We start from the raw sequence: 21,784 nt of genomic DNA, 5'->3' as shown, positions 1-21,784 counted from the left end.
GGCTTACTCCGCAACCTTGCCCAGCACCAGGTATTCGAGCAGCGCCTTTTGCACATGCAGGCGGTTCTCTGCTTCATCCCAGACCACCGATTGCGGGCCGTCGATCACTTCGGCGGAAACTTCCTCGCCGCGGTGCGCCGGCAGGCAGTGCATGAACAAGGCGTCCGGATTGGCGCGCTGCATCTTGGGCTGGTCGACGATCCAGCCGTCGAAGGCTTTCAGGCGTGCCGTGTTTTCATCCTCGTAACCCATGCTGGTCCAGACATCGGTGGTGACCAGGTCGACGCCTTCGCAGGCATCGGAGGGGTTGGCGAAGAAGGTGTAGCGCTGGTTGTCGGCGGCCACCTGGCTCGGGTCAATATCGTAACCCTTCGGGGTCGAGACGTTGACATGGAAACCGAAGACCTGGGCCGCTTGCAGCCAGGAATACAGCATGTTGTTGGCATCGCCGATCCAGGCCACTTTCTTGCCGGCGATGGAGCCGCGGTGCTCGATGTAGGTGAAGACGTCGGCCAATACCTGGCAGGGATGCTGTTCGTTGGTCAGGCCGTTGATCACAGGCACCCGCGAATGCGAGGCGAAGCGCTCGATGATGTCCTGGCCGAAGGTGCGGATCATGATGACGTCGCACATGCGCGACATCACCTGCGCCGCATCTTCCACTGGCTCGCCGCGGCCCAGCTGGCTGTCGCGCGTGTTGAGATAGATGGCGGCGCCGCCCAGCTGATGCATGCCGGCTTCGAAGGACAGGCGGGTGCGGGTCGAGTTTTTCTCGAACACCATCACCAGCGTGCGGTCGAGCAGCGTGTAGTGCGGTTCGTAATTCTTGAATTTGCGTTTGATGAGACGGCTACGCTCAATCACGTACTCGTATTCGTCCAGCGAAAAATCAGAAAACTGCAGGTAGTGTTTGATTGCCATAAATGAAAACGGCGGCCGCTGTGGCGACTGCCGCCGAAAGTTGGAATTCCATTTTTAAATCAACCGCTGGTTTTGCAGGCCGTCGAAGATGTTGTGCGCGGGCTTGCATGAGGGCCCCGCGATTGGCTTAGAAATGAAATAAGTGCTTCAATTATAAGGGATTTCAATAGAAAAGATACCCGTCAAAAGATTGCTTATCTGGCATTAATAAGATGGCACGGCATTTCCTGGCGGCAGCCGCGCCGCCACACTCGCTTAATATAGTTTCTGCGACGATTCGTGCAGCAACTGCACGTAAAGCTGGTGCCGCATGGACGCAATCTTGTTTTCCTTGACCGCTTCCAGCACCGCGCAGCTCGGCTCGATCAGGTGATGGCAGTTGTAGAACTTGCATTTCCCCAGGTAGGGCGTGAACTCGACGAAAGCGCGTTCCAGCATGCCTTCGCTCAGCTGGTACAGGCCGAATTCCTGGAATCCCGGCGAATCGATGATGTTGGCCGGCTTGCCGTCCAGGCCGGTGTCATCGGCATCCATCTCGTACAAGCGGGTGAAGGTGGTGGTGTGCTTGCCGGTATCCAGGGCTGCCGAAATTTCGCGCACCGCGATATCGGCATCCGGCACGATCAGGTTGATCAGCGATGATTTGCCCATGCCGGACTGGCCGATCAGGATGGTCGACTGGCCTTTCAGCAAAGGCCACAGGGTGGCGCAGGTTTCCTCAGGAAAAGCGCGCGCCGACACTTCATGCACCGGATAGCCGAGGCTTGCATACATCTGCAGCCGTTGCCGGGTCTTGTCCAGCGCCTCGACGATATCGGTCTTGTTGAGCACGATATGGGCCTTGACGCCGGCCGCCTCCGCCGCCACCAGCGCACGTGAAATCAAATCGTCGGCAAAGCCCGGCTCGGTCGCCACCACGATGAACAGCTGCGTGACGTTGGCCGCCAGCAGCTTGGATTTGTATTGGTCGGAGCGATACAGCAGGCTGTGGCGCTCGTCGATGGCTTCGATCACGCCCTGGTTGGGCGAGGTGGTCTTCAGCTGGACCCGGTCGCCGACCGCCACATCGCTTTTCTTGCCGCGGGTGACGCATTGCAGCTTCAGCGACTGGCTGCCGATTCTGGCTTGCACCAGGTAATGGCGGCCGTGGGCGGCGATCACCAGGCCGCTGCCGGCCTGGTTGCTGTGCTGTTTTCCGTGTTGCTGGGCTTGATCAACCATGTGCCGCCAGCAGTCGGTTGATGCGCACGGTGGCTGGCGGATGCGAATCGTAGAACGCCGAATGCAGCGGATCCGGAGTCAGGGTAGAAGCGTTGTCTTCATACAGCTTGACCAGCGCCGTCACCAGGTCGTTGCCATTGGTGTGCTTGACGGCAAATGCATCGGCTTCGAATTCATGCTTGCGCGAGCTGATCGAGGACAGCGGCGAGAGCAGGAAGGTGAAGATCGGCAAGGCCAGCATGAACAGGATCAGCGCCATCGCATCGTTGTTGCTAAGGTCGGCCAGCAGCAGCGGGTTGACGCCGAGGCCGGTATAGAACCACAACTGCTGTTTCAGGTAGCCCAGCAGCGCCAGGAAAGCCAGCGAGATCGCGAACATGACGACGATGCGCTTGACGATGTGCTTCAGCTTGAAATGGCCGAGTTCGTGCGCCAGCACTGCTTCGATTTCATGCGGCGCCAGACGCGCCAGCAGGGTGTCGAAAAAAACGATGCGCTTGCCGGCGCCAAAACCGGAGAAATAGGCGTTGCCGTGGGCGCTGCGCTTGGAGCCGTCCATCACGAACAGGCCCTTGGAGGCAAAGCCGACGCGTTTCATCAAGCCTTCGATGCGGTCGCGCAGGGTGTCGTCGGCGAGCGGCGTGAATTTGTTGAAGAGCGGCGCGATCACGGTCGGGTACAGCACCAGCATCAGCAGCTGGAATCCGCTGAACACCAGCCAGGCGTAAAACCACCAGAGATCGCCGGATTTGGCCATCAGCTGCAGCACTACCCAGACCAGCGGCAAACCGATGGCGGCGCCGATCAAGGTGTTTTTCAGCATATCCATGAAGAACAGCTTGACGCTCATCTTGTTAAAACCGAAACGCGCCTCCAGCACAAACTGCTTGTAATAATCCAGCGGCAGGTCGATCAGGCCGGAAATTGCGCCGAAGGCCACCAGCAGGCCCAATTGATAGAGCATGCCGGGGCCGGCCCAGTTGAAAATGATGTTGGAAAGCAACTGCAAGCCGCCCAGCAGGGTGAAGCCGATCAGCACCGCTGCGCTCAGCAGCATCGAAAACATGCTGAATTTGGTCTTGGCGACGGTGTAGTCGGCAGCCCGCTGATGGGCTGCCAGGGGAATCTTTTCGGCGAATTCGGCCGGCACCGCGCTACGGTGCGCCAGCACATGGCGAATCTGGCGCGAGCCAAGCCAGAAGCGCACGATTAAGGTGATTGCCAGGAAAACCACAAACAAAACTGAAAATGCAAATGAAGACATGTAGTCCCTATGTGAGAAAATACCGTGCAATGGGCGCCTCTGATAACCTGCTGCGCGGCCCAATCTCTGGTCTGTGATGCTCGCTGTACTGAAGTACAGCTGCGCTTCTCTACCAGACCTTGGGTCGCTCGCTACGGTTCTCAGAGGCGCTTTACAGCCAGTTTCAATTGAAATGCCGCAATACTGCTTATATAACCAAGAGAACAATTATGTCACAAGCCGCCGATATCTCAGCTACCACAGCTGCTGCACCCGCTCCCGCTGCGCCGCTGCGGCCGAACGAATTCAACCTGATCTGGGTCGACATGGAAATGACCGGGCTTAACCCCGATAGCGACCGCATCATTGAAGTCGCGGTGGTGGTGACCGATCCGCAGCTGAACATCCTGGCGGAAGGCCCGGTGTTTGCGATCCACCAGGCCGACGAGATCATGGACGGCATGGATGCCTGGAACAAGGGCACGCACGGCCGTTCCGGCCTGATCGAGCGCGTAAAGGCGTCGACCGTGACGGAAAGCGACGCTGAACTGGCCCTGATCGAGTTCCTGAAAAAATATGTGCCGAACGGTAAGTCGCCGATGTGCGGCAATACGATTTGCCAGGATCGCCGTTTCATGGCGCGCGGCATGCCGAAGCTGGAAGCGTTTTTCCACTACCGCAATCTGGACGTATCGACCTTGAAAGAACTGTGCCGGCGCTGGAAGCCGGAACTGGCGAGCGGCTTCAAGAAACATCAGAAGCACACCGCGCTGGCCGATATCCTGGAATCGATTGAAGAGCTGCGCTACTACCGCGAGCATTTCATCAAGGAATAAAAAACCGGCCGGGTTGCGCTGTGCGCACCCGGCCGGCGATTGCGGCAAGCGCGTCAGCGCTTAATCTTCATTCTTGTTTTCAGTATTGTTCAAGCCGCAGCATTTCTTGAATTTCTTGCCGCTGCCGCAGCTGCAATCGTCATTGCGGCCGACTTTGGGCGCTTCGCGCTGGATGGTCTTGACCGCGGATTTGCGGTGCGGCAGCCAGTAGCGGTAGATTTCCGGAATCGCCGCCTCCACTTCCACCGCCAGCTTGTGGCGTTGCACCGGGTCCTCGCGCAGCGCCATTTCCTCTTCTTCCAGTTCTTCCGCGCCCAGCAGGTAGATAGGCCGCACGACCGTCGCCAGGTTGGAATGCCAGATCGGCTCCCAAGCCTTTGCGCGCAGGTTGATGCCCTCCCAGAAGCCCCAGGTCCAGGCTTCGCCGTCGAGCAGGGCCTTGCCTTCGTGCTCCTGTTCGCAAAACAGCGGTTCGTATTCTTTCGGCGCCACTTCCAGCGTGACCGCGATTTCATTCATGTAGCGCGCGATCAGGCCGACGATCTTTTCGTATTCCTTGTCGGACTTGAATTTCGGCGCATCCTTCAGCGACGGCCCCCACACATGCGGCAGCCATTCGCCCAGCAGCACCTGCTCCGGCCCGATCACCAGCGCCGTCAGGTAGCCATGCAGGGTATCCATGGTCATGCTGTCTTCAGCACAGCGATCAGACAACAGGAAATCGTCCAGTTCGTCAAATTCTTTGTCTGAGAGGGGTTCGTCGAGGTTCATGGTGATAGCCGCTTAATATACGATGGAAATGGGGATACGGATTTTACGATTGAAATGGTCGCGCGCTGCAAAATATTCGGGCTGCTTGCCTGCCGACAATCATTTATCCTGTGATAAGTCCATCCAGATCAGGTCATCTTATATGAAAATCAGAGCATTAACCCCGGCAGACCTCGCATCCTATCGCCGGCTGAGGCTGGAATCCATCCTGGAATCGCCGTCTTCATTCGTGCCCACGCATGAAGAAGAAAGCGCGCTGCCCGAGGAACAGATGGCGGCGCGTTTGAAAGCGAGCCCTTTCCAGGTGACTTATGGCGCATTTCAAGGCGAGGCCTTGGTCGGCACCGTCGGCCTGGTGCGCGATTCCCGCTCCAAGATTCATCACCGCGCCACCGTCGTCGGTGTCTACGTTACTCCCAATGCGCGTTCCGCCGGCGCGGTGCAGGGCATGTTCGAGGCGGTTATCGCTTACGCAAGGAATATCCCGGAGCTGGTCCAGCTGGACTTGAAAGTCAACACCATCAATCCCCGCGCCAGGGCGGTGTACGCCAAACTGGGATTTACCTCCTGCGGCATCGACTACCGCGCCCTGTGCGTAGACGGCCGGTTTCATGATGAAGAGCGCATGGCCCTGTATCTCGATGCCGCCGGAACTATTGTTCGTAAACCCGCATGAAGCTGGCGAACCTGGGTATGCCGCTGTCATTCAAGCCGCGGAAGCGGTAAGTCACGACGCTGCCCAAGGCCGGCGGCTGGCGCCGCTGGGCGTCGCTGAAGCCGCTGCCCAGCTTGAAGCGCAGGCCGTTTGGCGTTTCCACCAGGAGCGCTCCCAGCATGCCCTGGTATTTTCCTTTGCCGGGCAAATGGCCGATGACTCTGGCTTCGGCATCCTCGTGGGTTTTGACTTTCAGCATGTCGTCGCTGCGTTGTGCGCGGTAAAGCGATGCGCCCCGGTGCAGCATCAAGCCTTCGCCGCCTTGCCTGACGGTCTGTTGCAGCAGGCGTTGCAAGGCCGCGTGGTCGGCCAGCTTGAGCTGTTCCACCGGCTGTACCCAAGGCACTGCAAGTTTGGCGAGCGTGTTTTGCAACGCCGGCAGACGCTGGTCGAACGTGCCGGGATACGCGGGCAGGTCGAACACCATGAAGCGCATGCGGCGCCAGGCGGCATCGTCCGGCGTTTCGCGGCGTACGGTGGAAACCGCGTGGCTGAACTGCCGGCGGCCGGCCCACAGCTCGCCGTCCAGCGCTGTTTTCGGCCAGTTGGCGGTGAACCAGGGCGGTGTGTTTATGCGCTGGCCGCCGCGCGTCAGCAATTTCTCGCCATCCCAGTAGCCGCGCACGCCGTCCAGTTTTTCGCTGACCCAATAATCCGCCAGGCTGATGCCGGGATGATAGAGATTTGCCAGCATCAACGGCGGCGCCGGCGTTGCGGGCAGGGCAGCGGCAGGCAGCCACAGAAGGATGCCAAGCAGCAGGGCGCTCAGCTGCCTGGCAATGCGTGGTGGAACAGATGATGGCGTGGACATGGGGCTCGGCTGTCAGACATGAAGCCTGTATCGTAAAGCGATGTTGCCCTTCGCTGGCTACGCAGAAGTGCCAAGGCTGCGATTCGATATTTAGCTTATGTGCGGCTTATGTGCGCGAAATTCAGTTCAACCCCGTTCCCGGCGGGATCGTGCAGGAAGATCTGCTTTTGCTGCAATGACGGGACAAACGCGACCTGATAGGGTAGCTGGCGCGCCAGCAAGAGCGCTTCCATGCTGTCCGGATCGACGCAGCTGAAGGCGACGTGGTCGAAGGTGGTGGCGCAATCGGTATGCCTGACATCGCCTGTCCGCGCTACGCTCAGATGCAGCACGGCTTGCCCGCCGGCGTACAGCCAATAGCCGACACTGTCGAAAGCCGGTCGCGCACCGACTTCCAGGCCGATCACTTCGCAATAAAATTCCTTCAGTTGCAATAGCAATGCTCGCGGCGCGCGCAGATTGTAGTGGTTGAGGGCAATGGCTGGCATATAAGGGGCTTGGCGCGATGGCTGCGGGACTATCAGTGTAATCGATCCAAATTGATGCAATAAGCGGACCGCCGGCAGCGTGTATCGGCGGCGTTGCGCAAGCCCTTCTGGACGCGCGCTAACCGTTGCTTTGCCCGCTAAACCGTCTTTATTTCCGCCAGCAAGTCAGGATGCCGGTCCAGCAGCTGCAGCAACTTCACCAGCGCCACGGAGGGTTTGCTTTTACCATTTTCATAGCGTGAGAAGGCATTCACACCGCCACCAAAAATCTCGGCGGCTTCGCGCTGGTCGAGAGCGAGCTTTTTGCGAACACTGGCAATGAAAGCAGGATCGACGATCGATGCATTCACTTGCTTGTTGAATTCATTCATCAATGTCATGGTGCGGCGCGATTCGACGACATCCAGAATGGCTTCGCCGCAGGCGGGGCAGTAGTCGCCGCTAACCGCCGGAATCGTGATGCATTCGCCTTTATAAATGTAGGGAATGGGGCGTGTGTCATGCACCAGTTCAGCCGCTCCGCAAGTCGGGCATTTCATGTTCATAGTTCCTTGAATGACACGATGATCAATTCATCAATCACGGTAAGTTTCAGGTAGATCTTGCCAATCGAATTGTTGTTTTTGAAACTTATCATGGAGCTTTAGCGTGCATCTATGGCTTTAGCGCTTATTCACCTCAGGAAGTAAGCCGCCGGCGCTTACAATGGCCGGATGAATACTTCACCGCCCGCATCATTCGCTACTCTCACCCCCGACACCGTACTGGATGCGCTCGACAGCATCGGCCTGCATGGCGATGGCCGCCTGCTGGCGCTCAACAGCTATGAAAACCGCGTGTACCAGATCGGCATGGAGGAGGGGCCGCCGCTGGTGGCCAAATTCTACCGGCCGCAACGCTGGAGCGATGCCGCCATCCTGGAAGAGCATGGCTTCGTGCAGGAACTGGTGGAGCGCGAGATTCCGGTGGTTGCCGCCTGGGCGGCGGAGGACGGCCGCACCTTGCATCAGTTCGACGGCTTTCGTTTTGCCGTGTTTCCACGCCACGGCGGCCGCGCGCCCGAATTGGAAGACAGCGCCACGCTGGAATGGCTAGGCCGCTTCCTCGGCCGCATCCATGCCGTGGGCGCACTCAGCAACTACCAGCACAGGCCGACGCTGGACATCGTCAGTTTCGGCGAAGAACCCAGCGCTTTCCTGCTGGCCAACGGCTTTGTGCCGGAGGATCTGCTGGAAGCCTATCGCAGCACCGTGACCCAGGCGCTGGAGGGCGTGCGCCGCTGCTTCGAGCGTGCCGGCACGGTCGGCGCGCTGCGCCTGCACGGCGATTGCCACGGCAGCAATGTGCTGTGGACCGATGCCGGACCGCACTTCGTCGACTTCGACGACAGCCGCATGGGGCCGGCGGTGCAGGATCTGTGGATGCTGCTGTCCGGCGAGCGCAGGGATATGGTGCGGCAAATGGGCTCACTGCTGGCCGGCTATGAGGACTTTTGCGATTTCGATACCCGTGAGCTGTACCTGATCGAGGCCCTGCGCACCCTGCGCCTGATCCACTACGCGGCGTGGATAGCGCGGCGCTGGGACGACCCGGCGTTCGCCGTGGCCTTCCCCTGGTTCAATACCCAACGCTACTGGCAGGATAGGGTGCTGGAACTGCGCGAGCAGATCGCGCTGATGGACGAGCCGCCGTTGTGGCAAAACTGAGGCCGGCTTGACTGGCGCTTAGTGCGCCACGGTCTTGGAAAACACGTTCAGCACCAGCACGCCGGAGACGATCAGGCCGATGCCGACCAAAGCCGCGGCATCCAGGCTCTGCTTCAGGAACAGCCAGCCGACCAGCGCGATCAGCGCAATGCCGATGCCAGACCACATCGCATACACGATCGCCACCGGCAGGGTGCGCAAGGTCAGCGACAGGAAATAGAAGGCGGTCAGGTAGCCGGCCACCACCACCACCGACGGCACCAGCCGGGTGAATTCGGCGCTGGCCTTGAGGGCGCTGGTGGCAATCACTTCGGCGACGATGGCGATCAATAGATAGACCCAATGCATGACTTCTCCTGGCTGATAGAACGTAGATAAAACCGCGTAGATAAAACGTGGAAACAGCGAAACTCTAATCGATAGCGGCAAACAGCTCTGTAACGAAATCGACAAATACGCGTACCTTGGCCGACAACTGATGACTCTGGTGGTACACCACCGACACCGGCGGCCCCGGCGTGGCCCAGTCCGCCAGCACCGGCGCCAGCAGGCCGGCGCGGATCTGCGGATTGAGCGAGAGCGTCAGCAGCTGGACGATGCCGGCGCCGCTGGCGGCTGCGTGGATCAGGGTTTCCGCGTGATTGATGGCGATGTTGCCGGGCGGCGCCCAGCTGAACTCCTGCTTGCCCTTGCTGAAGGTCCACGGCACGTTCTGGCCGCTGTTGGGGTGGATGAAAGCCAGGCAACGGAAGCTGCTTAGTTCCTGCGGCGTGCGCGGAGTTCCATGCTGCGCCAGAAACTCGGGGGCGGCGCAGCACAGGTTGCGGGTCTGGTAGATGCGGCGCGCCACCATGCTGGAATCCTTCAGCTCGCCGATGCGGATCCAGACGTCGCCGCGGCCCTCTACCATGTCGACCATGCGGTCGCCGACATTCAGGCGGATCGACAAGTCGGGATACAGCGCGCTGAAGCGCGCCAGCGCCGGCGCCAGGTAGATGCGGGCGATCACGGTCGGCACGTCGACCCGCAATATCCCCTGCGGCGTCACGCGCCGCCCTTGCAGCCCGTCTTCCAGTTCGCTCATGTCGCCGAGCAGGCGCTGGGCGCGTTGGTAACAGCTGTGGCCGTCGTCGGTCAGTGAAATCTTGCGCGTGGTGCGGTTCAGCAGGCGCACGCCGAAATGCCGTTCCAGGGCGGCGATATGGTTGGTGATGGTGGCGTTCGACATCTCCAGCTGTTCAGCCGCGCGGCTGAAGCTGTTCAGTTCCACCACCTGGCAAAATACCCGCAACGATTCCAGCCTGTCCATGATGACGATTTTATATTATTTAAGTTATTTAAAAAATGATTTTAATTATTGCCTATTTTTCTGATTATTAAAAAGGATGATAATGGCAAAAAACAGATCGTATGGTAGGTATCGATACGGCCCAACATCTTCCCGGAGACACGCATGGCCATTGCGACGGACAGCACGAATACCAGCCTTATAGACATTCCGGCCCTGATCGACCGCAGCCGCATCGGCGGCTTCCAGATCGTCATGCTGACCCTGTGCGCCATCTGCCTGATTATCGACGGTTTCGACGTCCAGGCCATGGGTTATGTGGCGCCCGCTATCATCCAGCAATGGGGCATAGACAAGGCCAACCTGGGGCCGGTGTTCGGCGCCGGCCTGTTCGGCATGCTGCTCGGCTCGCTTACTTTCAGCATCCTGGCCGACCGCATCGGCCGCCGTCCGGTGCTGATCGCCGCCACGCTGTTCTTTGCCGCCTGCATGCTGCTGACGCCGCTGGCCGGCACGGTCGATCAGCTGATTGCGCTGCGCTTCATCACCGGCCTCGGGCTGGGCGCGATCATGCCCAACGCCATGGCGCTGGCCGGCGAATACAGCCCGCTGCGCAAGCGCGTGACCCTGATGATGCTGGTGTCCTGCGGTTTTACGCTGGGCGCGGTGCTGGGCGGCTTGTTATCGGCAGCGTTGATCCCGCGCTTCGGCTGGCAGTCGGTATTCCATGTCGGCGGCGTGGTGCCGCTGGCGGTCGGCGTGCTGATGATTTTCTTGCTGCCGGAGTCGATGCAGTTCCTGGTGTTGCGCGGCAAGCGTCTGGAGCAGGTCGGCAAGTGGCTGCGCCGCATCGATCCGGCTGTCGCGGTTGACCGGGACACGCGTTACGTGGTCAACGAAAAAGCCGGCAAGGGCGCGCCGGTGATGCAGCTGTTCCAGCAGGGCAGGGCCAAGGTCACGATCCTGCTGTGGATCATCAATTTCATGAACCTGGTGAACCTGTACTTCCTTTCCAACTGGCTGCCGACCATTGCCAAGGACGCCGGCCTGTCGACCGCCGCCGCGGTCATGGCCGGCACCACCTTGCAGATCGGCGGTACGCTGGGAACCCTGATCATGGGCCAGCTGATTGACCGCTCCAGCTTCCGCCGCGTACTGATTCCGGTGTTCCTGACCGCCGGCATGGCGGTGGCCCTGATCGGCCGTCCGGAAATATCGCTGCTTTTCCTGTTTGCCAGCATCTTCGTCGCCGGCTTCTGCATCGTCGGCGGCCAGCCGGCGGTGAATGCGCTGGCGGGGACTTACTACCCGACCACCTTGCGCTCCACCGGCATCGGCTGGAGCCTGGGCGTCGGCCGCATCGGTTCGATCGTCGGGCCGGTGCTGGGCGGCGAGCTGATCCGCTTGAACTGGCCGAACAGCAGCATCTTCCTGCTGCTGGCGGTGCCGGCCCTGGTATCGGCGGTGATGCTGATGTTGATGCAGGAAACCTCGAATCGCAACAATGCGCAGGCTGTGATTGCGCATTAAGATCAGACCATCAAGGATCAAATCCATGGAAAACACAAACGCACTTCGTTATCAGTCGGGATTCTGCAATGACTTCGCCAGCGAAGCCTTGCCAGGCGCCTTGCCCGCAGCGCAGAACTCGCCGCAGAAAGCGCCCTACGGTCTCTATGCGGAACAGCTGTCCGGCACCGCATTCACCGCGCCGCGCGCGCACAACCGGCGCTCGTGGCTGTACCGCATCCGGCCGGGCGCGATGCATCACGCTTTTGAAAAGCTGCAGCAACCGCTGCTGGCCAGCGGCCCCTTCACCCAGGTCGACACGCCGCCTGACCAGCTGCGCTGGAATCCGCTGCCTATGCCGACCGACGGCCATGCCGCCGATTTCATCGACGGCATGGTGACCTTCGCCGGCAACGGCGACGCTGCGGCACAGGCCGGCATCGCCATCCACTTGTATGTGGCGAACCGCTCCATGCACGACCGCTTTTTCTACAATGCCGACGGCGAATTGCTGATCGTGCCGCAGCAGGGGCGTTTGCTGGCGAGGACGGAAATGGGCGTGCTGGAAGTCAAGCCCGGTGAAATCGTGGTCATCCCGCGCGGCGTGCGTTTCCGCATCGAACTGCCGGACGGCGCGGCGCGCGGCTATGTCTGCGAAAACTACGGCGCTGCGTTCCAGCTGCCGGAGCTGGGACCGATCGGCTCCAACGGCCTGGCCAATGCGCGCGACTTCCAGGCGCCGGTGGCGGCCTATGAAGAGCGCGAAGGCGAGTTCCAGCTGCTGGCCAAATTCGGCGGCAAGCTGTGGGCGGCGCGCATCGATCATTCACCGCTGGACGTGGTGGCCTGGCACGGCAACTACACGCCGTACAAATACGACCTGAGCTTGTTCAACACGATCAACACGGTCAGCTACGATCATCCCGATCCATCGATCTTCACGGTGCTGACCTCGCCTTCGGATACGCATGGCACGGCGAATGTCGATTTCGTGATTTTCCCGCCGCGCTGGATGGTGGCAGAGCATACCTTCCGGCCGCCATGGTTCCACCGCAACGTCATGAGCGAATACATGGGACTGATCCATGGCGCCTACGACGCCAAGGCCGACGGCTTTACGCCGGGCGGCGGCAGCCTGCACAATTGCATGAGCGGCCACGGCCCGGATGCCGCCACTTTCGAGAAGGCGTCCAGTGCCGAACTGGCGCCGCACCGCATCGACAATACAATGGCCTTCATGTTTGAAAGCCGCTACCTGATTCATCCGACGCCCTATGCGCTGGCGACGCCGCTGCTGCAGAAAGATTACCTGCAATGCTGGCACGGTCTGAAAAAGAACTTCAACGGTCAACCCTAAGAGAAAAGACATCATGCAAGCCAACGATCCGACATTGAAATCCTTCATCCCGACTCCGGCGGAGTCGCATTTTCCTATCCAGAACCTGCCTTTCGGGGTGTTCAGCAATGCCGCCGATCCGGCGCCGCGCGTCGGCGTCGCCATCGGCGATCAGGTGCTGGACCTGGCCGCGCTGGCTGACTCCGGCCTGCTGAGGCTGAGCCCGGAAGTGTTCCGCCAGCCGACCCTGAATGCCTTCATCGCGCTGGGCCGCCAGACCTGGCGCAGCACCCGCGCCAGCATCAGCGAGCTGCTGCGTCACGATAATCTCCAGCTGCGCGATAATCAGGCGCTGCGCGACAAGGTGTTCGTTGCGCAGGACCAGGCGACGATGCATCTGCCGCTGGAGATCCCGGGCTACACCGATTTCTATTCCTCGAAAGAACATGCGACCAACGTCGGCTCGATGTTCCGCGACCCGGCCAACGCGCTGCTGCCGAACTGGCTGCACATCCCGATCGGTTACAACGGCCGCGCCAGCTCGGTGGTGGTCAGCGGCACGCCGCTGCAGCGTCCGATGGGCCAGCTGAAACTGCCGGACGCCGACGCGCCGGTGTTCGGCGCTTGCCGCAAGCTGGATTTCGAGCTGGAGACCGGCTTCATCATCGGCCAGCCGAACAACCTGGGCGAGCCGATCGACATCGCCAATGCCGAGCAGCATATCTTCGGCATGGTGCTGCTGAACGACTGGAGCGCACGCGATCTGCAGCAATGGGAATACGTGCCGCTGGGCCCGTTCAACAGCAAGTCCTTCGCCACCTCGATCTCGCCGTGGGTGGTCACGATGGATGCGCTGGAACCGTTCCGCGTCGCCAGTCCGGCGCAGCAGCCGCAACCGCTGCCCTACCTGCAGCAGAGCGGCAAGAACGGCTACGACATCACGCTGGAAGTAGCGCTGCAGCCGGGCGCCGCGGCCCAGCCGCAGACCATCTGCCGCACCAATTTCAAAGCCATGTACTGGACCATGGTGCAGCAGCTGGCGCATCACACCGTTTCCGGCTGCAACACCCGCATCGGCGACCTGATGGGCTCCGGCACCATCAGCGGCAGCACGCCGGAAGCCTACGGCAGCCTGCTGGAGCTGACCTGGAACGGCAAGAATCCGCTCAGCCTGGCCGACGGCAGCCAGCGCAGCTTTATCCAGGACGGCGACGAAGTGGCGATGACCGGCTGGTGCCAGGGCGATGGCTATCGCGTCGGGTTTGGCGTGGTCAGCGGCAAGATCTTGCCGGCGCGGGGTTGATGGAATAGATGTGCAGGCGATGCGCGATTCGAAAGAATGGCGCATCGCTTTGTCTTTAGACTGTCTTTCAACTATCTTTGCTTGTGGCATGGCCCTGGGCCTTGCCGCGACTACAGGTATTGATTTTTTACCGGGCCATCGCTTTTAGCGCAGCCTGAGCCAGAAAGCCCGAACGCGTCAACTGATGCGCTTTAGCGAAGGCATCAATCTCACGCAGCAGGTTTTCCGGTAATGAAATGTTGAGCCGCACAGGCTTGGTGTTGATTTTGGAACGGTCAATATTGACCAGCATCCAGTAGCCATCGGCATAGCCTGCCGCGTCTTTCCATTGCTCGATGGAGGTCGCTTCAGGAATATGCGCTTCGCCTTCGTACATGGCCTCTGCTGCTTCCTGGGCTTTTGCCGGCAGGTCGTTCAAATCGTCCGCCGCGGTAAACACGCCGGGAAAATCCGGAAAGCTGGCGCCGTAAGCGCTATTTTGATCCTTCCATACATACAGCGGATATAGCATTTTCGTCCTCATTTCAATCCGGCCTGTTTCAAGATGCTCTCGGCCGTGCCAAGCGGCAGGTCCTTCTTCGGATGTGGCACAACCACAGATTGTCCGCTGACAGGATGACGGTATTTATGGTGACTGCCGCGGGTGGAGACCTGTCGCCATCCTGCGGCCTTCAATTGCTTGATAAGATCTGAGCTGTTCATCTTTATTTTACACAAAAATACACAAAATAAGCATTAATTGTGTATTTTTGTGTATTGCTTGTTGTTTGGAGATTGGCAATGGGACGCATCCGGAGGTCTTCGGCGATCAATTGTGAGGAAGAAAAAATCGCGGTAGCAGTGGCAAAAATCTTAAAAAATGCGTGGGTTACGGGTCGTGCCATCTATTCGCGATGACTTGGGTCGCAAAGAACGGGCGCAAAAAAAGCCGCAAATGCGGCTTAGCGCGAAGCAAGTGCTGCTTCACAAGCAGGTCACGCAGTCAAACGTGACCTTATATCCTTGGGTCACCGAGTCACCGAGTCATCGACGCGGCACGCCATCGCGCCACTCGCCCCAATGCGTCACGATATCCTGCACCAACGGATTCCCCGCGCGGTACAGATTCTCGGTGGCCGGCACGAAGCCGCCCTGGTCGGCATAGTTGAGCAGGTTGTCAGCGCTGGTTTGTCCTTGATACGGACGGTCGAAATCCGATCCGGTGCGCAATGCCGCTACCCGGCTCAAATCAACCCGCTTGATGCTGGATGCGCGTTTCAAGGCTTCGAAAGTGGCATTGTCTTCCTGCGCCGTCATGCAGTACACGCCCTTGTTGTCGGTCAGGATCTTGGTCCACTGTCTTGCGCGTTCGCCCAGCAGCGTGCCTGACCACCAGGTATTGCCGGAGGCGATATCGCACTGGACCACGGTCGGCGGCTGGTTGGCCGGCGCATAGCTGAACTTGGAGCGCGCTACCTGCGCCTGCGGGCTGTCCGCCAGCACCACATTGCGCGACAAAGCGAAGGCGGCGTCGGCCAGTTTCGGATTCAGCTGGAATACTTCGTTGCGGTAGTCGAGCGGCGGTTTGTCGCTCGGGCTCTTGGTGTTGATGCCGAGATAGCCGGTATTCCAGCCGGCCGGAATTTCACGCGCATCGAGTTCCCACTGGATGCCGAAATCGACCAGATACTTGGCCCATGCGGCCGAGCCCACAGTGGCGCGCCCAGGATCGACGCCGGCAATCCCGGAGATCAGGAAATAGGTATGGCGCAGGTCGAAGCGCGAAGAGAAGGTCAGGGCCATGATCGAGGCCGAAGCATTGGCGTAGCCCATGCCGGTGGTGACCACGCAGACATCTTGCCGGTTGCAATGCACGTCCGGATAGTCGGGCGACAGGCCCGGCACGGATACGGTTTTCCAGGGACCGATGCGATCCAGCCAGGCCTGGCCTTCGGGGCCGAACATGGTGATGATCATTACCTTGACCGGACGGTTCTGGGCATTGGATTCGGCGAGTCCATCGCTGCCCCGGTCCTGCGCCAGCGACGGCACGGAGGAGCAGGCAGCAAGCGACAGGAAAGCTGCGGAAATAAGCGAGCGAGTCATCATGGGTTTTCCTTATGGCAAATAGAAGCCGTAGTCTACCCGTGAAAACCGATTTATGTTGTCGCGATGCAATATAAAGACCTGTCTGGCAGGCGTAAAAAAGCCGCCTGCAGGCGGCTTGCTGAAACGCGTTTTACGCGGCGATCAGAGGTAGACGATGGCCAGCACGACGCCGACGATCAAACCGAACTTGATGCACATGTACAGCGGCTTGCTGAATTTTTTCAGGCGGCGCCGGTATTGGCCGGCGGCCCAGACGAAGCGGAACAGCTTGTTGATGCCGCCGGTTTCGTCGCCGGTTTCGTTAGGCGAAGCCGCGGCGCTCATCATGTGGCGGCCGAGCCAGCGATTGATGGCTTGCGCCCAGCGGTAGCGCATCGGCCGCTCGATGTCGCAAAAGATGATGATGCGGTTGCTGTCGCAGCCGTTCTGCGCCCAGTGGATATAGGTTTCGTCGAACACCACGCCCTGGCCGTCGCGCCAGCTGTAGCGCTGCTGGTTGACTTCAATGAAGCAGCGGTCGTCGTTCGGCGTCACCAGGCCCAGGTGATAGCGCAGCGAACCGGCGAACGGATCGCGGTGCGGATTCAGGGTGCCGCCCGGCGCCAGCTCGGCAAACATGGCTGCCTTGACGCTCGGCGTGCGGCGCAGCAGCTCCACGGTTTTCGGACAGAATTGCTCGGCCGACGGATGGCTGGCGTCATACCATTTCAGGTAGAAGCGCTTCCATCCGGCCTTGAAAAAGGAATTGAAGCCGGCGTCGTCATTCTTTTCCGCCGCGCGGATTTTTTCCAGGCCGATCAGGCCCTGCGCTTCATCGCGGATGGTTTCCCAGTTGTCTTCCAGGATCTTGAGGTCGGCGAAGGTGCTGGTCGGCAGATAAGGCGTGTTGGTCGGCACTTTCGAGAACATGTACATGAAGATGTTGAGCGGCGCCATGATCGACGAATGGTCGAATATCTGCCGGAAGAAAGGCAGGCGGGCCTTGCCGCGGAAGTGCACGTACAACACCGATAAAATAAAAATACTGACTACTGCCCATTTCATGAAAATGTGCTCCGTTACAAATAAGCCGCCATTTTATCTCTTTTGCGCTTGTTATCCGTTATCCAAGCCGTTTGTTGCCCTGATCTATTGCGAAGGGGAATATTTAAGGCGGCGGCGCCGTGATTGCCGTGGCGAATGTTTCAATGATAAAATTGCGCCTCCTTAGGGGAGTAGCCGCCTTCGCATCTTTCGAAGAGCGCATGTCAACATACTTGGCGCTGTATCCAATTTACGCCATGGCATGCGCGACCGCACGGTTTGGCAAGACCTATGGTGCATGTCCTTTACCCGGCCGGGCGAAGGCGTTGCGCCATTCGTCAGTGCCCGGCCCTCAGGATGTCTTATGCTTAATTACCGCCAATGGCAGCGCCGGCGCGCTGCTGCAGCCAGCTTATCCAAGCAGCCCTTCTTTCCATCTGCTTCATTTTCTTTGTCGCTCGCATTGCCGTCCGAGGTGTGCGCATGATTCTGTCGATCGCCTTGTTGCTGGGCTCAGCCGTTGTCATCTATTTGTCGTGCGAGTATTTCGTCAACAGCATTGAATGGGTCGGCCGCCGGCTCGGGATCGCCCAGAGCGCGGTAGGCACAGTGCTGGCGGCGTTCGGCACGGCGCTGCCGGAAAGCGTCGTGACCTTTGTCGCCGTGGTGTTCGGGCGCGATGCAGCGCACCGTGAAATCGGCGTCGGCGCCGCCCTTGGCGGGCCGCTGGTGCTGGCCACCATCGCCTACGCGGTAGTCGGCCTGATGTTCATCCTGAACCGTAAAAAGCTCGGCAATATCCTGCTGTCGGCCAGCGCCGCCGCGTGCCTGAGCCGCGATCAAGCCTGGTTCATCGGGATTTTCGTGGTCAAGGTCGGCCTCGGGCTGGTGGCGTTTGCCGTCAAGCCCTGGCTGGGCGCATTTTTCCTGCTGGCTTACGGCGTGTACATCTGGGGCGAAATGCGCAAGGAAGAAGACGCCGACGCCGAGATCCATGAGCTGGAGCCGCTCAAGTTCCGCCCTCATGATCCGCAACCGCTGCTGGGCTGGGCGCTGTTGCAGACACTGGTGGCGTTGGTGGTGATTTTCTTGAGTTCGCAGCTGTTCGTGCATCAGCTTGGCGAAATTTCGCCATGGCTTGGCATCTCGCCGCAATTGACTGCCTTGCTGCTGAGCCCGATCGCCACCGAGCTGCCGGAAATCCTGAATGCGGTGATCTGGGTCCGGCAAGGCAAGCAGACGCTGGCGCTAAGCAATATCAGCGGTGCGATGATGATCCAGGCCACCATCCCGACCGCGCTGGTGCTGATTTTTACGCCGTGGATGCTCAGTCCCGCATTAATTTGGGCGGCCGCCGTGACCATGATCTCGATGTTCGGTTTGTACGCGCTGCTGCGCAAGGGCATGCTGAGCGGCGGCGTCCTGGCGCTGTTCGGTTTGCTGTATGCGGTGTTTGCCGCCGGCCTGGGATGGATAGGCGTGCATTGATCAGGCCGCTTGATTGCTGTCAGGCGCGCGCGCCCAAGGCGATCACCGCCGCGCCCGACAGCGCCAGTCCCGCTCCCAGCAGATCGGTCCAGCGCGGCGCAATACCGTCGACGCTCCACAACCAGAAAATCGCGGTGGCGATATACACCGCGCCATAGGCTGCATATACGCGGCCGCTGGCGGCGGGATGCAAGGTCAGCAGCCAGACGAAGGCCAGCAGGCTGATGGCCGCCGGCAGCAGCAGCCATGCCGAACCTTTGCCGTTCAGCCATAGCATCGGCAGGTAGCAGCCCAGCAATTCGGCGACGGCGGTCAGGAGGAACAGGGCAAGGGTTTTCGTCATGGCAGGATTGGCGAACTCGGGTTTGGAAGATTGCCGCACATGCGGGCATGGCGGAAAAAAAATATAATGGGCGGCATTGTCGCATTCCATTCCGGCGCCAGGACGACCTGGCGCTGCCGCACATTGTATTTCAACCGGGGACGACCCCATCTTTTATGGAGGTCGCATGGCCTGGATCATTCTCTTACTTGCCGGCATAGCGGAAGTCATCTGGGCTGTCGGCCTCAAATATTCCGAAGGTTTTACGCGCACCTGGCCGTCGATCATTACTTGCGTCGGCATGGCCGTCAGCATCTGGCTGCTGGCGATCGCCATGCGTACCTTGCCGCTTGGTACCGCCTATGCGGTTTGGACGGGGATCGGCGCGGTGGGATCCTTCATTGCCGGCATCGTGCTGCTGGGCGAAGCGGCCAGCCTGGCGCGCATCGCCAGCGTTGGCCTGATCGTGCTGGGGCTGATCGGCCTGAAGCTGTCGACGGCAAGCTGAGTCAAGCGGACTAGGGCCTGTTAACATTTGATTTGGGAGTGCGAACGCGCGGCAGGCGTTACAGGCCTAGGCGCGACGACGCGACGTAGCGGTGCTACGGCAAGGAGTCGTAACGACGGCATGTGACGCCTGCAGCCGTTCCCGGAGGGTTCCCACCAAAACGTGCGCTGGCGGCGTTGCATGGCTTGCTGGGGCACCAGCCCCAGCTACGCCACGCGCCTTGCCAGCACACGTTTTGGCTGGAACGCATCTCTCAAATCAAATGTTAACAGGCCCTAGGCAGAGGCGCTGATCCTGGTTGCAGCGGTAGCTGCCGCGGTTTCCAATCCGGCGTGGGTCTTCAAGGTCTGGTAGCGCAGGCAGGTGACGCGCAGGAATGAGGCGAAATTGCTGGCTTCACCCAGATGGGTGGTGACTTCATCGTGCAGTTTGGCGATCAGCTGGTTGGTGGTCAAATCGTTGTCCGCCGCCAGTTCCGCCAGCGTTTGCCAGAACAGGTTTTCCAGCTTGATGGTGGTGATGACGCCCATGATGCGCACCGAGCGGGCGCGCGATTCATACAATATGGGATCGGCCTGGGCATAAATCTGGCACATCGGACGCCTCGTTTCTGGTTGTTGCCAATAGCTGGGAAAGTGCAGCCGGCGCGCCGGCTGCACGGCGCCTATCATAACTCGATGCGAGTCCCCAATGCGGCCAGGAACAATGCCAGCCAGGCCGGATGGGCCGGCCACGCCGGTGCGGTCACCAGATTGCCGTCGCGGTGCGCTGCGGTGACATCGATTTCCGCGTACTTGCCGCCGGCCAGTTTGACTTCCGGGGCACAGGCAGGATAGGCCGAGCAGGTTTTGCCTTCCAGCACGCCGGCCGCCGCCAGCAGCTGCGGGCCATGGCATACCGCGGCGATCGGCTTGTCGGCGGCATGGAATTGCTGGACGATTTCGATCACGCGCGGATTCAGGCGCAGGTATTCGGGGGCGCGGCCGCCGGGAATCAGCAAGGCGTCGTAGCGGCTGACGTCGACGTCGCTGAACGCCGCATTCAGGGTGAAGTTGTGGCCTGGTTTTTCGCTATAGGTCTGGTCGCCTTCAAAGTCATGGATGGCGGTGCGGATCCGGGCGCCGGCGGCTTTGTCCGGACACACCACGTCGACCTGGTGGCCGACCATCTGCAGGGCCTGGAACGGCACCATCAATTCATAGTCTTCAACGTAGTCGCCGGCCAGGATCAGGATTTTCTTTGCGCTCATGATGGATCTCTCAGTGAGGTTGGTGGGGCAGGGAAAGTCGAGTATGGGACCGTGAAATCTTGTGCAGGTAATAACGGGTTATTACCGCCGCATGTTTCGATGTTGCATTGCGCAAACCGCGGCTTTGACGAATCCAATGCAGTAATGCGATAGCTGAATTACACTGTCGGCATCAGCCACCGCGGTTGATTCGCGGTTGATTGTTGATTGCCGAGGTCAACAGGCCCCGGATTCAGCATATGTGCGCGGCTGCACTGCGGCAAGTAAAAATTTTTTTAGAAAAGGTAATCAGATGGCCTCAAAAGATTCATTGCCGGCGACGGCGGCTGGCGCCTTGCTGGAACGTCCAAGCCGGGCCGAGGCGGAGTCGGCGATCCGCACCCTGCTGCGCTGGGCGGGCGACGATCCCGACCGCGAAGGCTTGCTGGACACGCCGGCGCGCGTGGCGCGCGCCTATGAAGAATTCTTTGCCGGCTACAGCAAAGACCCGGTCGAGATTTTATCGACCACGTTTTCCGAAGTGGAGGGCTATGACGAGATGGTGGTGTTGACCAACATCCGTTTTGAAAGCCATTGCGAGCATCACATGGCGCCCATCATCGGCAAGGCGCACGTGGCCTATCTGCCGGACCGGCGCGTGGTGGGAATCTCGAAACTGGCGCGCCTGGTGGATATTTATGCCAAGCGCTTGCAGATCCAGGAAAAAATGACAGTGCAGATCGCCGATACCCTGCAGCAGGTCTTGCTGCCGAAGGGCGTGGCGGTAGTGATCGAGGCATCGCACGGCTGCATGACCACGCGCGGCATCCACAAGCCGGGCACCAGCCTGGTGACCAGCCGCATGCTGGGCGCGTTCCGCGACGATCCGTCGACACGGCGCGAGTTCATGAGCATCATCAGCCAGAAGCGCAACGAGTAAACCCGCTGCCATTACCGGCTGCCGGCGCCGTCCGGCGCC

The 21,784-nt window shown here is 60.0% G+C and carries 25 protein-coding genes and 1 riboswitch; of the genes, 9 read left to right on the top strand and 16 right to left on the bottom strand.

Translation table 11 applies throughout. The features are described 5' to 3' along the window. Positions 1–3: 3 nt before the first annotated feature. The 3 genes from argF to AC07V8_RS04955 form a co-directional block, all read right to left on the bottom strand. Positions 4–921, bottom strand: a complete 918-nt coding sequence (argF, locus tag AC07V8_RS04965) for an ornithine carbamoyltransferase (RefSeq protein WP_061938174.1) — start codon at positions 919–921, stop codon at positions 4–6. A 255-nt stretch (positions 922–1,176) separates the two neighbouring features. After that, entirely contained in the window at positions 1,177–2,142 is a 966-nt protein-coding gene (rsgA, locus tag AC07V8_RS04960; RefSeq protein WP_494677550.1) for a ribosome small subunit-dependent GTPase A, read from the bottom strand. Further along, positions 2,135–3,406 carry a M48 family metallopeptidase gene (locus tag AC07V8_RS04955; RefSeq protein WP_494677549.1) on the bottom strand — a complete coding sequence of 424 codons (1,272 nt, stop codon included), beginning with the start codon at positions 3,404–3,406 and terminating at the stop codon, positions 2,135–2,137. Before AC07V8_RS04955 ends, rsgA begins: the two co-directional genes overlap by 8 nt. 209 nt (positions 3,407–3,615) lie before the next feature. On the opposite strand from AC07V8_RS04955, the gene orn reads away from it, so the two are divergent. Continuing rightward, positions 3,616–4,221: an oligoribonuclease gene (orn, locus tag AC07V8_RS04950; protein WP_494677548.1), complete on the top strand. Its 606-nt coding sequence runs from the start codon at positions 3,616–3,618 to the stop codon at positions 4,219–4,221. 60 nt (positions 4,222–4,281) lie between these two features. Here orn and AC07V8_RS04945 read toward each other — a convergent pair whose 3' ends face one another. Then, on the bottom strand, positions 4,282–4,992 hold the full coding sequence (locus tag AC07V8_RS04945) for a UPF0149 family protein (RefSeq protein WP_494677547.1): 711 nt from the start codon (positions 4,990–4,992) through the stop codon (positions 4,282–4,284). A 142-nt stretch (positions 4,993–5,134) separates the two neighbouring features. Between AC07V8_RS04945 and AC07V8_RS04940 the strand changes: the two genes are divergently transcribed. Further along, positions 5,135–5,668, top strand: coding sequence for a GNAT family N-acetyltransferase (locus AC07V8_RS04940; RefSeq protein ID WP_494677546.1), 534 nt, complete (start codon positions 5,135–5,137; stop codon positions 5,666–5,668). Here AC07V8_RS04940 and AC07V8_RS04935 read toward each other — a convergent pair. The 3 genes from AC07V8_RS04935 to AC07V8_RS04925 form a co-directional block, all read right to left on the bottom strand. Further along, entirely contained in the window at positions 5,646–6,518 is an 873-nt protein-coding gene (locus tag AC07V8_RS04935; RefSeq protein WP_494677545.1) for a DNA ligase, read from the bottom strand. The genes AC07V8_RS04940 and AC07V8_RS04935 overlap by 23 nt on opposite strands. Positions 6,519–6,613: 95 nt before the next feature. Next, positions 6,614–7,006: a VOC family protein gene (locus AC07V8_RS04930; RefSeq protein ID WP_494677544.1), complete on the bottom strand. Its 393-nt coding sequence runs from the start codon at positions 7,004–7,006 to the stop codon at positions 6,614–6,616. A gap of 137 nt (positions 7,007–7,143) precedes the next feature. Next, complete coding sequence (locus tag AC07V8_RS04925; protein WP_494677543.1) at positions 7,144–7,545, bottom strand: type II toxin-antitoxin system MqsA family antitoxin; 402 nt, start codon at positions 7,543–7,545, stop codon at positions 7,144–7,146. Positions 7,546–7,719: 174 nt separating this feature from the next. On the opposite strand from AC07V8_RS04925, the gene AC07V8_RS04920 reads away from it, so the two are divergent. Continuing rightward, positions 7,720–8,712, top strand: a complete 993-nt coding sequence (locus tag AC07V8_RS04920; RefSeq protein WP_494677542.1) for a serine/threonine protein kinase — start codon at positions 7,720–7,722, stop codon at positions 8,710–8,712. A gap of 18 nt (positions 8,713–8,730) precedes the next feature. Here AC07V8_RS04920 and AC07V8_RS04915 read toward each other — a convergent pair whose 3' ends face one another. Together AC07V8_RS04915 and AC07V8_RS04910 are read right to left on the bottom strand one after the other, a co-directional pair. Further along, entirely contained in the window at positions 8,731–9,060 is a 330-nt protein-coding gene (locus AC07V8_RS04915) for a DMT family transporter (RefSeq protein WP_098495873.1), read from the bottom strand. Between the two features lie 64 nt (positions 9,061–9,124). Beyond that, positions 9,125–10,021: a LysR family transcriptional regulator gene (locus AC07V8_RS04910; RefSeq protein WP_494677541.1), complete on the bottom strand. Its 897-nt coding sequence runs from the start codon at positions 10,019–10,021 to the stop codon at positions 9,125–9,127. 144 nt (positions 10,022–10,165) lie between these two features. On the opposite strand from AC07V8_RS04910, the gene AC07V8_RS04905 reads away from it, so the two are divergent. The 3 genes from AC07V8_RS04905 to fahA are packed head-to-tail and all read left to right on the top strand — an operon-like array spanning position 10,166 to position 14,148. Continuing rightward, the gene (locus tag AC07V8_RS04905; RefSeq protein ID WP_494677540.1) at positions 10,166–11,530 is read left to right on the top strand and encodes an MFS transporter; all 1,365 of its coding nucleotides are present in this window, start codon (positions 10,166–10,168) and stop codon (positions 11,528–11,530) included. 25 nt (positions 11,531–11,555) lie between these two features. Then, positions 11,556–12,866, top strand: a complete 1,311-nt coding sequence (gene hmgA / locus AC07V8_RS04900; protein ID WP_494677539.1) for a homogentisate 1,2-dioxygenase — start codon at positions 11,556–11,558, stop codon at positions 12,864–12,866. Positions 12,867–12,879: 13 nt separating this feature from the next. Beyond that, entirely contained in the window at positions 12,880–14,148 is a 1,269-nt protein-coding gene (gene fahA, locus AC07V8_RS04895) for a fumarylacetoacetase (protein ID WP_494677538.1), read from the top strand. A 127-nt stretch (positions 14,149–14,275) separates the two neighbouring features. On the opposite strand, the gene AC07V8_RS04890 is transcribed toward fahA, so the two are convergent. The 4 genes from AC07V8_RS04890 to lpxO all read right to left on the bottom strand — a co-directional run bounded on the left by AC07V8_RS04890 (position 14,276) and on the right by lpxO (position 17,280). Continuing rightward, positions 14,276–14,659, bottom strand: a complete 384-nt coding sequence (locus AC07V8_RS04890) for a type II toxin-antitoxin system HicB family antitoxin (RefSeq protein ID WP_494677537.1) — start codon at positions 14,657–14,659, stop codon at positions 14,276–14,278. 8 nt (positions 14,660–14,667) lie between these two features. Then, positions 14,668–14,850 carry a type II toxin-antitoxin system HicA family toxin gene (locus AC07V8_RS04885; RefSeq protein WP_494677536.1) on the bottom strand — a complete coding sequence of 61 codons (183 nt, stop codon included), beginning with the start codon at positions 14,848–14,850 and terminating at the stop codon, positions 14,668–14,670. Positions 14,851–15,171: 321 nt separating this feature from the next. Then, on the bottom strand, positions 15,172–16,236 hold the full coding sequence (locus AC07V8_RS04880) for a purine-nucleoside phosphorylase (RefSeq protein WP_494677535.1): 1,065 nt from the start codon (positions 16,234–16,236) through the stop codon (positions 15,172–15,174). Positions 16,237–16,377: 141 nt separating this feature from the next. Further along, positions 16,378–17,280 carry a lipid A hydroxylase LpxO gene (gene lpxO / locus AC07V8_RS04875; protein ID WP_494677534.1) on the bottom strand — a complete coding sequence of 301 codons (903 nt, stop codon included), beginning with the start codon at positions 17,278–17,280 and terminating at the stop codon, positions 16,378–16,380. Positions 17,281–17,437: 157 nt separating this feature from the next. Then, positions 17,438–17,613, top strand: a riboswitch (yybP-ykoY riboswitch). Positions 17,614–17,742: 129 nt separating this feature from the next. On the opposite strand from lpxO, the gene AC07V8_RS04870 reads away from it, so the two are divergent. After that, on the top strand, positions 17,743–18,747 hold the full coding sequence (locus AC07V8_RS04870; protein ID WP_494677533.1) for a sodium:calcium antiporter: 1,005 nt from the start codon (positions 17,743–17,745) through the stop codon (positions 18,745–18,747). Positions 18,748–18,766: 19 nt separating this feature from the next. Here AC07V8_RS04870 and AC07V8_RS04865 read toward each other — a convergent pair whose 3' ends face one another. Then, positions 18,767–19,090, bottom strand: a complete 324-nt coding sequence (locus tag AC07V8_RS04865; protein WP_494677532.1) for a YnfA family protein — start codon at positions 19,088–19,090, stop codon at positions 18,767–18,769. Between the two features lie 166 nt (positions 19,091–19,256). On the opposite strand from AC07V8_RS04865, the gene sugE reads away from it, so the two are divergent. Continuing rightward, entirely contained in the window at positions 19,257–19,577 is a 321-nt protein-coding gene (gene sugE, locus AC07V8_RS04860; RefSeq protein WP_494677531.1) for a quaternary ammonium compound efflux SMR transporter SugE, read from the top strand. A 275-nt stretch (positions 19,578–19,852) separates the two neighbouring features. Here the strand turns inward: sugE and AC07V8_RS04855 are convergent, their stop codons facing one another. Further along, the gene (locus tag AC07V8_RS04855; protein ID WP_494677530.1) at positions 19,853–20,173 is read right to left on the bottom strand and encodes a ribbon-helix-helix domain-containing protein; all 321 of its coding nucleotides are present in this window, start codon (positions 20,171–20,173) and stop codon (positions 19,853–19,855) included. Between the two features lie 71 nt (positions 20,174–20,244). Further along, positions 20,245–20,826 (bottom strand): DJ-1/PfpI family protein, encoded by a 582-nt coding sequence (locus tag AC07V8_RS04850; RefSeq protein ID WP_211444144.1) that lies wholly within the window; start codon positions 20,824–20,826, stop codon positions 20,245–20,247. A gap of 292 nt (positions 20,827–21,118) precedes the next feature. Between AC07V8_RS04850 and folE the strand changes: the two genes are divergently transcribed. Further along, on the top strand, positions 21,119–21,745 hold the full coding sequence (folE, locus tag AC07V8_RS04845) for a GTP cyclohydrolase I FolE (protein WP_494677529.1): 627 nt from the start codon (positions 21,119–21,121) through the stop codon (positions 21,743–21,745). Positions 21,746–21,784 lie beyond the last annotated feature (39 nt).

It is taken from the genome of Collimonas sp. GW821-FHT02H07, assembly GCF_059421505.1.
This window is presented reverse-complemented; position numbering and strand designations above follow the sequence as displayed.